Here is a 9831-nt window from a genome sequence, read left to right on the forward strand (position 1 = left end):
GCCGGGCTGGTGGCCAGCAGCAGGCCCGAAACGCCCAGCAGCAGGTGCGCGCGGACCAACGCCGGGCCAGCCGCGGGCAACCGGCGGCCAGCGCCCGGCAGCGGCTGGACCCCGTTGGCCTCAGTTTGCGTGCTGAATATCGTCGTCATTTCCCCGCTCCCCGCCCTGCTGGCCTATGTTTGGTGACAAGCTGAAGACGCTAATGTATACAAAAATGCGCACTGGCAAGCGGGCTTTCGTCCGTTTCGCTGCAAAGCCACGCCAGCGCGACCATTTTGCAACAGGGGAACCATGGCCGCTTCCGCCTCCAGCGCCCGCAGCGCCGCCGCCGCGGCCGCCAGTGCCTCCGCCAGCGCCTCTGAACGCGCCTATGCCGAGATCAGGGGGCTGATCCTGGCCGGCGACGCCAGCCCCGGCACGCCGCTGCGCGAGGAGGCGCTGGCCGATATCGTTGGCGTATCGCGCACCCCGGTGCGTGAGGCGCTGCGCCGGCTGGAAGCCGAACATTATGCCTCGCGCACCCCCGGCGGCCGCCTCGTCGTGGCCAATTGGGACAATGACGATGTCGCTGAAATCTTTGCCCTGCGCGCCATGCTGGAAGGCCATGCCGCCGCCCGCGCCGCACGCCGGATGACGCCGGGGCAGCTCGCCGAACTGAAATTCTGCAACGCCGCCATCGAAGCCGCCGTGGCCCAGCCGCAGCCCGACATCGCCAGGTTCCTCGCCGAAAACCGGCGTTTTCACGACCTGATCCTCAGCGCATCGGGCTCGGCGCGGCTGGCCACCATGCTGGCCGGATTGGTGGAACAGGCCATCGTGCGGCGCACCGCCACCCGCTATGATCAGGCCGATCTGGTGCGCTCAGCGCATGAACATGGCCAGCTGATCCAGGCCTTTGCCGCCCATGATGAAGACTGGGCGCGGGCGGTGATGACCGCCCATATCCGCCGCGCGCTGCACGCCTTTCAGGATGCAAGCCGTTCGAAATAGGCGATGATTTCGTCAATACCGCGCAGTTCTGCGGTCTTGGCGGCCAGGTCGAACAGATTGGCCTCGTGCACCGCTGCCAGCCGGTCGCCCACGCCTTCCCGCACGATCACCGGCACGAACCCGTGGCAGATGGCATCGACGGCCGAGGCGCGCACGCAGCCGGAGGTGGAGAGGCCGCAGATCGCCAGCGTGTCGATGCCTGCGCTGTTCAGCCGCATCGCGAGATCGGTGCCGAAAAAGGCGGAGGGATATTGCTTGGTGATGACCGTCTCGCCGGGCGCCGGCGCCAGTGGCGACTCGAAATCGCCAAGCGGACTGCCAGCTTCGAAGACCTTCAGCGCCGCGATCTTGCGGAAGAACACCCCGCCATCGGCGCCGCCCGGCTGGTACTCCACGCGGGTGTGAAACACCGGCACGCCGTGGGCGCGGGCTGCGGCCAACACCTGCGCGGCGGCATCGCGGGCCGTCTCGACGCCGGCATAGAGCGGCGAGTCCGGAGCGAAATAGGCGCGGGCAAAATCGATCATCAGCAGCGCCGGCCGCAGGCCCAGTGCGAGCCCCTGGCCGAACCCGGCGGCGGCATAATCAGCTTGCCGATTGGCGTCAGTCACGATTTCTCCTGTCCGCGCCGTCTATACAGGCGCACATGCACTTTGTATACAAAACCCCATGTCCGCCGCCACCCCCTTCCCCACCGATCCGGTGTCAATCGTCGAGGTTTCGCCCCGCGATGGCCTGCAGAACGAGGCGACGCTGGTCTCGAGTGACCACAAGCTGGCCTTGATTGGCCATCTGGTGGCCATGGGTGCCCGCCGTGTCGAAGTGGTGTCCTTCGTCAATCCGCGCCGCGTGCCCCAGATGGCCGATGCCGAAACCGTGGCGCAGGGCCTCCCGGCAGCGCCCGGCGTGCGCTTCATCGGCCTGTGCCTGAACGAACGCGGGGTGGCCCGGGCCATCGCCACACAGGCCAATCCGCGGCCGCTTGATGAGGCCGGCTGCGTGCTGGTGGCGAGCGACACGTTTGGTGTCGTCAACCAGGGCCAGACCATCGCTGATGGCATCACCGCCAACGCCGCCATGCTGAAGATGGCCAGAGATGCCGGGCTTTACGCCCAGGTGACGATCAGCGCCGCCTTCGGCTGCCCCTATGAAGGGCCGGTGCCGGCTGAGCGCGTGGTCGAATTGGCCAAGCGCATGGCCGATGCCGGCGCGCAGGAAATCGCCCTGGCCGATACGATCGGTGTCGGCGTGCCAAGCCAGGTGGGCGATCTCACCGCCCGCGTGATCGAGGCCATCGCCCCCATCCCCATCCGCCTGCACCTGCACGACACCCGCGGGCTGGCCCCGGCCAATGCCTGGGCCGGATACCAGGCCGGTTGCCGCACCTTCGATTCGGCGCTGGGCGGCCTCGGCGGCTGCCCGTTCGCGCCCGGCGCGGCCGGCAATGTCGGCACCGAGGAACTGCTCTATCTCTTTGGCCGGTCAGGCATTGCCACCGGCTATGATCTTGAAACCACGCTGGACGCCAATCGCTGGTTTGCCGCCATCATGGGCCGGGCGCTGCCCAGCCGGGCAGGCAAGGCCGGTGACTTCGTCGCGCGACCCATTCCCACCGGAGCAAACACGTGAGCTATCGCCTTGGAGTCGACGTCGGTGGCACTTTCACCGACCTGATCGTGATTGACGAGGCGACGGGCCGCGCCGTGCGCGACAAGGTGCCCTCCACCCCGCATGATCCGTCCGAGGCGGTGATTGCTGGCGCCCGCCAACTGGCGGAAAAGGCCGGCATTTCGGCCACGGACCTGTCGCTGTTCCTGCACGGCACCACGGTCGCCACTAATGCCGTGCTGGAACACAAGATCGCCCGCGTCGGCCTGATCGTCACCGAAGGCTATCGCCATATATTGCAGATCGCCCGCAGCCTTGTTCCCGGCGGGCTGGCCGCGTGGATCGTGTGGCCCAAGCCCACCCCGATGGCGCCGCTGGAAGCCACGATCGAGGCCGCCGAGCGCATCGGCGCCGATGGCGCCATCGTGCGCCCGCTGGACGAAGCGGCGCTGCGCCAGAGCCTGAAGCGGCTGGCCGAGGAGAAGGTGGAGGCGATCACCGTCTGCCTGATCAACAGCTACATGAACGACGCCCATGAACGCCGCGTCGCTGAAATCTGCGCCGAGGAATTGCCCGGCATCCCGGTCTCGGTATCAGCCGACATCCTGCCCGAGATGCAGGAATATGAGCGGGCGTTGACCACGGTCGCCAACAGCGCCGTGCGCCCGACCGTGTCGCGCTATGTCGGCAATCTTGAAGCCGCGCTGAAGGATTGGGGCACGCCGGCCAAGCTGTCGCTGCTGCGCTCCGACGGCGGGCTCATGTCCGCCGAAAAGAGCCGCACCGCGCCGGTCAACCTGCTGATGTCCGGCCCGGCCGGCGGTGTCGCCGGCGCGGTGTGGATCGCCAAGAACGCCGGCTTCCCCAACGTGTTGACGCTGGACATGGGCGGCACCTCCACCGACGTCGCCCTGATCGAGGATTACCAGCCGCGCCTGCGCCGTGAGACCAGCGTCGGCCACCTCACCGTCCGCGCCTCCTCGCTGGACGTGAAGACGGTGGGCGCCGGCGGCGGCTCCATTGCCACCGTGCCGGAGCTGACAAAGGCGCTGCGTGTTGGCCCGCAATCGGCGGGCGCCGTGCCTGGCCCAGCCGCCTATGGCCGCGGCGGCGAACTGCCGACCGTCACCGATGCGAATGTCGTGCTCGGCTATCTGCCGGAAAACCTGCTCGGCGGCACCTTCAAGCTGGATCGCGAGGCCTCCAAGCGCGCGGTGCAGACCGTGGCCGACGCGCTCGGCCTGCCGCTGCTCGAAGCCGCTGCCGGCATCATCGCCATCGTCAACGAAACCATGTTTGGCGCGCTGCGGCTGGTGTCCGTCCAGCAGGGCTATGATCCGCGCGATTTCGCGCTGATGGCGTTTGGCGGCGCCGGGCCGCTGCACGGCAATGCCATGGGCATGCTGATGGGGTCGTGGCCAGTGATCATTCCGCCCTCGCCCGGCGTGCTGTGCGCCTATGGCGATGCCACCACCCGCCTGCGTGTCGATGCCCAGCGCAGCTTCAACCGGCTGGTGACCCAAACCAGCGATGCCGAAGTCGGCGCGGTGATCGACGAGCTGATCGCCCAGACCAGCGCCGAACTGGCGGCCGAAGGCGTTGCCGCCAGCGACATCGAGATCCGCGTCGAGATCGACGTGCGCTACGCCGGCCAGGCCTTCGAGGTGCCGCTCTACTCGCCGCCGGGTTCCACCATCGACAGCCTTGCCGAACGCTTCGATGCGGAGCACAAACGGCTGTTCACCTTCAACCTCAGCGTGCCGCAGGAACTGGTCAACATCCGCGTCGTCGCGCTGGGCAAGGCCGCCAATGTTTCGGCCGAACGCATCGCAAAGGGTGACGGCAACCCCACCGCCGCGCGCGTGCGCGACCATGAAGTGTGGATGGACGGCCAGGCCCGCGCTGCCGGCATCTACGACCGGTCCAAGCTGCGTGCCGGCGATATCGTCAAGGGACCGGCGGTGATCACCGAGATGGATTCCACCACCTTGGTCCACAACGGCCACATCGCCACTGTCGACGCCGTCGGCAACCTCCTCATCACCCCGGAGGCCTGAGACATGCCCGCCCGTATCATCGAGACCAACCCGCGCCCGTTTGCGGCCAAGACCATTGACCCGGTCACGCTCGACATCATCGAGAATGCGCTCAGGAATGCCCGCATCGAGATGGACGCCACCTTGGTGCGCACCGCCATGTCACCCGGCATCCGCGAGCAGGGTGACGCCTTCCCGATGATCGCCAATCCGGCAGGCAAGATGATCGTCGGCCAGTTCGGCAGCTTCATCGACGGCTTCCTGAAGGGCTGGGACGGCAGCATCGAGGAAGGCGACATGATCTTCCTGTCCGATCCCTACAGCTGCGAAGGCGCGATTTCGCACTCGAACGATTGGCTGGTGCTGCTGCCGGTCTATCGCTCCGGGCGGCTCGTCGCGTGGACGGCGATGTTCGGCCACCAGAGCGACATTGGCGGCAAGGTCGCCGGCTCGATGCCGATCGACGCGCGCGCCATCTTCGAGGAAGGCGTGCGCATCCCGCCGGTGAAGATCTGGCGCAAGGGCGAGTATAACGAGGATCTGATCAAGCTGGTGATGCACCAGACCCGCAAGCCGGACTGGTGCGCGGCCGACTTGAACGCGCTGATCGCCTCCTGCCGCGTGGCGGCGCGGCGCATTGACGAGATGTGCGCGCGCTTTGGTGAAGATGAAGTGGTGGCCGCCATGGACGCGCTGCTCGCCCGCAACCACCGCGCCATGAAGGCGCTGATTGCCAGCAGCGTCTCCACCGACAAGGTCAGTTTTGAAGACCATGTCTGCGACGACGGCGTCGGCTTTGGCCCCTACAAAATCAAGTGCACGATGCAGCGCGTCGGCGACAAGGTGGTGCTGGATTTCGACGGCACCGATCCGCAGAGCGACGCGGCGATCAACTTCTATCTGAACGAGAACATGTTCAAGATGTTCTTCGGCATCTACATGATCATGGTCTTCGATCCGCAGATCATGTTCAACGATGGCTTCTATGATCTGATCGAGGTGAAAATCCCGGAAGGCTCGTTGCTGAAGCCGCGCTACCCTGCCGCCCTGTCGGGCCGCACCCACGCGCTGGGCCGCATCTTCGATCTGCTGGGCGCGCTGCTCGGCCAGCGCACGCCGGAATTCCTGTGCGCCGCCGGGTTCAGCTCCTCCCCACACCTCATGTATTCGGGCCGTGACCAGCGCCCCGGCAAAAATGGCGAATGGTTCCAGTTGTTCCAGATCGGGTTCGGCGGCATCCCCGGCAAGCCGTTTGGCGATGGCCCCGATGGCCACTCGCTGTGGCCCGGTTTCACCAACGTGCCCAACGAATTCCTGGAACGCTATTTCCCGCTGCGCATCGAGCGTTACGAGGCGCTGGCCGATACCGGCGGTGCGGGCAAGTTCCGCGGTGGCAACGGCATCTTGATGTCCTACCGCTTCCTGTCGGCGGGCAGCGTCTCCATCCACGATGATCGCTGGTTCACCTATCCCTGGGGCGTCAACGGCGGCGAGCCCGGCCAGCGCGCGCGCAAGATCCTCGAAAAGGCCGATGGCACGCAGACCGTGGTGGCCAACAAGCTCGACAGCCTGGATGTCGAGGCCGGCGACCAGCTGCATTTCATCACCTGGGGCGGCGGCGGCTGGGGCAACCCGCTGGAACGAGCGCCCGAACTGGTTGGCCTCGAAATCCGCCAGGGCCTGGTCAGCGTGGCCGGCGCCCGCGCCTATGGCGTGGTGGCCGATGCCGACGGCCGGGTGGACGAAGCCGCCACCGCCGCCCTGCGCGCCGAACTGGCGGCGACCCAACCCGCCGAACCCGCCATCTTCAACTATGGCGGCACGGTGGAAGAACTGCGCGCGCGCTGCGAGGCCGAAACCGGCCTGCCGGCGCCGAAGCCGCCGGTGTGGCACCACATGGCCATCGCGGCCGAATAAGGACGGCGGCGATGAGCGTGGACGCCACCGGGCCGCTTGCCGGCATCAAGGTCGTGGAAATGGGCCAGCTGATTGCCGGTCCCTTCTGCGGGCAGTTGCTCGGCGACATGGGCGCCGACGTGATCAAGCTGGAGCCGCCCGGCCAGGGTGATCCGATGCGTGTCTGGGGCCGCGGCGATTTTCCGCTTTGGTGGGAAGTCGTCGCCCGCAACAAGCGCGCGGTGTCGTGCAACCTGCGCGAAGCCGAAGGCCAGGCGCTGGCCCGGCGGCTGATCGCCAAGGCGGACATCCTGATCGAGAATTTCCGGCCCGGCACGCTGGAGAAATGGGGCCTGTCGCCGGACGTGCTGATGGCCGAGAACCCCGGCCTGATCATTGTGCGCGTCTCGGGCTATGGCCAGTCCGGCCCCTATTCGGCGCGCGCCGGCTTTGGCGGCATTGGCGAGGCGATGGGCGGCTGGCGCGCCATCGTTGGCGATCCGGACCGGCCGCCCAGCCGCATGGGCGTGTCAATCGGCGACAGCCTGGCCGCCACCTATGGCGCATTGGGTGCGCTGGCCGCGCTCAATCACCGCCACATGACCGGCAAGGGCCAGATCGTCGATTCCGCCCTCTACGAGGCCGTGCTGCAGGTGATGGAAAGCCTCGTGCCGGAATATGTCGCCTCGGGCTATGTGCGCGAGCGTTCGGGCTCGGTGTTGCCGGGCATTGCGCCGTCCAACGTCTATCCCTGCAAGGATGGCGAATATCTGATCGGCGCCAACCAGGACACGGTGTTCGGCCGCCTGTGCGACGCCATGGGTCGGCCCGAACTGGCGAAAGACCCGCGCTATGTGAACCATGTCGCCCGCGGCAAGCATCAGAAAGAGCTGGACACGCTGATCGGCGAATGGACGCGGACGCTGACCATCGCCGAGCTGGAAGCGAAGATGATCGACGCCGGCGTGCCGGCCGGCAAGCTCTATCGCCCGCAGGACATGCTGGATGATCCGCACTTCCAGGCGCGCGAGGCGATCATCGGCGTACCGCACCCGCGCTGGGGCGAAGTGAAGATGCAGAATGTCTTCCCCAAGCTGTCAGCCACGCCCGGCAATGTCCGCCGCCGCGCGCCCGAAACCATCGGGCAGGACAATGACGCGGTCTATGGCGAGATGCTCGGCCTTGATGAAGCGGCGCTGGCCGATCTGAAGGCCCGCAACATCATCTGAGCGCGGTCCACAGCATGGCCGCGCCCAGCCCGGCCATCACCAGTGCCGCCAGCCAGCGCATCACCGCCAGCGGCACGATGCGCAGCGCCCGTTCGCCGAGGAACACCGCCGGCACATTGGCCAGCATCATGCCCAACGTGGTGCCGATGGTGACGGCCGCCACGTCGTGGAACTGCGCGCCCAGGCCAACGGTGGCGATCTGGGTCTTGTCGCCGATCTCCGCCACGAAGAAGGCGATCGTGGTGGTGAGGAACACGCCGCCGTGACTGACAGGGGGTGCGTCGTCGGCCTTGTCGGGCACCAGCACCCAGGCCGCCGTCGCGATGAAGCCCAGGCCGACCGCAATGTGGAACCATTGGCCCGCAAACCAGGCCGACAGCGCCGCCCCGGCCCAGGCCGCCAGTGCGTGATTTGCCAGCGTTGCCACCAGCACGCCGGCAATGATCGGCCACGGCCGGCGAAACCGCGCGGCCAGCATGATCGATAGCAGCTGCGTCTTGTCGCCCACTTCGGCCATGGCGACGAGGCCGGTGGCGGTGCCCACGATGGTCAGGAAATCGGCCATGAATTGCTCCACCCGGCAGACACGAACGGCGCCATGGCCCGCCGGGTGCGGCCACAACGCCATCGGTCTTGCCTGCTCTGCCAGGAGCTGACGCCACCATGGCCAGGCCGGCCAAGCATGTTGATGGCGCCATTGGGGGCTACTCCCCGGATGACCAGGCCGCGATAGCAGCTTGCAGACAAGCCGTCCACGGCGCACAATGTGCCCATGCCCCTGTTCCCCCTGATGCTGGCCGCCGCCGTGGCCAGCGTGACACCGCCGGCCACCAGCATCACCCTGCCCGGCTCGACCTTCATTGCGCCGGCCACCATCGACAACAACCTCGAGATCATCGGGGAAGCGCTGGAAGCCGAGCAGCTGAAGAAGCGCATGTTCATCGATGTGAAGGTGAACGACACCGGCCCACACCGGTTCCTGGTCGATTCCGGCGCTGACCGGTCGGTGGTGAGTGAAGGCCTGGCGACGCGCCTGAACCTGCCGGCCGGGGAGTCGGTGCGCGTGCAGGGCATGGCGGGCACGCGCGATGTCATGACCGTGGAGGTGGCCGAACTGACGCTTGGCCAGTCCGAAATTGGCCCGCTGCAGGCGCCAGCGCTGCCCGCCCGCGCGCTGGGCGCCGATGGCCTGATCGGCATTGATGCGCTAGCCGATCAGCGGCTGCTGCTCGATTTCGACAAGCGCACCATCACCGTGCAGGATTCGCGCCGGCCGATCAGCAGTGACGGCACCGAAATCGTCGTCACCGCCCGGCGCCGCAAGGGCCAGTTGATCATCACCCAGGCATCGATCAGCAATCGCCCGGTCTCGGCGGTGATCGATACCGGCAGCGAGATCACGCTCGGCAACAAGGCGCTGCGCCAGCGCCTCTACGGCACGCGGCGGCCAGACAAGATGATCGACATCGAACTGCTGTCGGTCACTGGCCAGACGCTGAAGGCCGAAGCGATTGTGCTCGACAATGTGAAGATCGGCGGCCTCACCCTCAACAATGTCGTGGTCGCCTTTGCCGATGCACCGCCGTTCGCGCTGTTCGGCCTGAGCACCCAGCCCGCCATCTTCCTCGGCTCCGACCTGCTGGGCAGTTTCCGCCGGGTGGCGCTCGATTTCGGCAACCGCAAGGTGCGCTTCACCCTGCGCTGAGCCGCGTTCAGGGTCGGGATTCAGGGCCGCGCAGGCGCGATCCTGTCCGCCATCAGCGCAAACTGGCGCTGGCAACCGGCTGCAGCCAACCCTTGCGCAATGGTGTCCAGCGTCGCCGTCGCATCGGCACCAGTGGGCAGCGGCAGCGGCGTGATCGTCAACTGCTGGCTTCTGCCCGCCAGGGTGAGGCGATAGCGGCCGCCGCCCACGAAAAAGCCGGCCGGTGCCGTCCAGCTCTGCTGGCCAGCGGCAAAGGCCAACTTGAGCGTGCGGCCGTCGCCGCGCCGCACGGTCAGCGCGGCGGGACGAGCCGCGCTGGTGCGCACGAAGGTCAGCGGCCGGCCGCTGAGCAGGCAGTGCCTCCCGC

The 9831-nt window shown here is 67.3% G+C and carries 9 protein-coding genes; 6 read left to right on the top strand and 3 right to left on the bottom strand.

Features of this window, described 5'->3' with window-relative positions; genetic code table 11:
- Nucleotides 1–291: 291 nt before the first annotated feature.
- Nucleotides 292–990: a GntR family transcriptional regulator gene (locus tag GJ693_RS10650; protein ID WP_156256286.1), complete on the top strand. Its 699-nt coding sequence runs from the start codon at nt 292–294 to the stop codon at nt 988–990.
- Here the strand turns inward: GJ693_RS10650 and GJ693_RS10655 are convergent.
- Entirely contained in the window at nt 966–1601 is a 636-nt protein-coding gene (locus GJ693_RS10655) for an isochorismatase family protein (protein ID WP_156256287.1), read from the bottom strand. The genes GJ693_RS10650 and GJ693_RS10655 overlap by 25 nt on opposite strands.
- A 58-nt stretch (nt 1602–1659) precedes the next feature.
- Between GJ693_RS10655 and GJ693_RS10660 the strand changes: the two genes are divergently transcribed.
- From GJ693_RS10660 to GJ693_RS10675, 4 genes are read left to right on the top strand one after another with little or no spacing between them, the layout of a single operon-like run.
- A complete protein-coding gene (locus tag GJ693_RS10660; RefSeq protein ID WP_156256288.1) occupies nt 1660–2619 on the top strand; it encodes a hydroxymethylglutaryl-CoA lyase in 960 nt (319 codons plus the stop codon).
- Nucleotides 2616–4655: a hydantoinase/oxoprolinase family protein gene (locus tag GJ693_RS10665; RefSeq protein WP_156256289.1), complete on the top strand. Its 2040-nt coding sequence runs from the start codon at nt 2616–2618 to the stop codon at nt 4653–4655. The genes GJ693_RS10660 and GJ693_RS10665 overlap by 4 nt, the downstream gene beginning before the upstream one ends.
- A 3-nt stretch (nt 4656–4658) precedes the next feature.
- Nucleotides 4659–6551 carry a hydantoinase B/oxoprolinase family protein gene (locus GJ693_RS10670; protein WP_156256290.1) on the top strand — a complete coding sequence of 631 codons (1893 nt, stop codon included), beginning with the start codon at nt 4659–4661 and terminating at the stop codon, nt 6549–6551.
- Between the two features lie 11 nt (nt 6552–6562).
- Nucleotides 6563–7759: a CaiB/BaiF CoA transferase family protein gene (locus GJ693_RS10675; protein WP_156256291.1), complete on the top strand. Its 1197-nt coding sequence runs from the start codon at nt 6563–6565 to the stop codon at nt 7757–7759.
- Here GJ693_RS10675 and GJ693_RS10680 read toward each other — a convergent pair.
- Nucleotides 7752–8324 (bottom strand): TMEM165/GDT1 family protein, encoded by a 573-nt coding sequence (locus GJ693_RS10680; RefSeq protein WP_156256292.1) that lies wholly within the window; start codon nt 8322–8324, stop codon nt 7752–7754. The genes GJ693_RS10675 and GJ693_RS10680 overlap by 8 nt on opposite strands.
- A gap of 207 nt (nt 8325–8531) precedes the next feature.
- On the opposite strand from GJ693_RS10680, the gene GJ693_RS10685 reads away from it, so the two are divergent.
- Complete coding sequence (locus tag GJ693_RS10685; protein ID WP_156256293.1) at nt 8532–9464, top strand: aspartyl protease family protein; 933 nt, start codon at nt 8532–8534, stop codon at nt 9462–9464.
- Between the two features lie 20 nt (nt 9465–9484).
- Here the strand turns inward: GJ693_RS10685 and GJ693_RS16920 are convergent.
- Nucleotides 9485–9831 (bottom strand): hypothetical protein (locus GJ693_RS16920; RefSeq protein ID WP_197042113.1); only part of this gene is annotated, 347 nt, incomplete at its 5' end.

This window comes from Sandarakinorhabdus oryzae, assembly GCF_009733735.1.
GTDB lineage: Bacteria > Pseudomonadota > Alphaproteobacteria > Sphingomonadales > Sphingomonadaceae > Sandarakinorhabdus > Sandarakinorhabdus oryzae.

Excerpts from the sequence above, each read along its gene's own strand:
- GJ693_RS10650 (WP_156256286.1), top strand. The coding sequence starts at position 292 with ATGGCCGCTTCCGCCTCCAGCGCCCGCAGCGCCGCCGCCGCGGCCGCC.
- GJ693_RS10660 (WP_156256288.1), top strand. The coding sequence starts at position 1,660 with ATGTCCGCCGCCACCCCCTTCCCCACCGATCCGGTGTCAATCGTCGAG.
- GJ693_RS10670 (WP_156256290.1), top strand. The coding sequence starts at position 4,659 with ATGCCCGCCCGTATCATCGAGACCAACCCGCGCCCGTTTGCGGCCAAG.
- GJ693_RS10675 (WP_156256291.1), top strand. The coding sequence starts at position 6,563 with ATGAGCGTGGACGCCACCGGGCCGCTTGCCGGCATCAAGGTCGTGGAA.
- GJ693_RS10680 (WP_156256292.1), bottom strand. The coding sequence starts at position 8,324 with ATGGCCGATTTCCTGACCATCGTGGGCACCGCCACCGGCCTCGTCGCC.
- GJ693_RS10685 (WP_156256293.1), top strand. The coding sequence starts at position 8,532 with ATGCCCCTGTTCCCCCTGATGCTGGCCGCCGCCGTGGCCAGCGTGACA.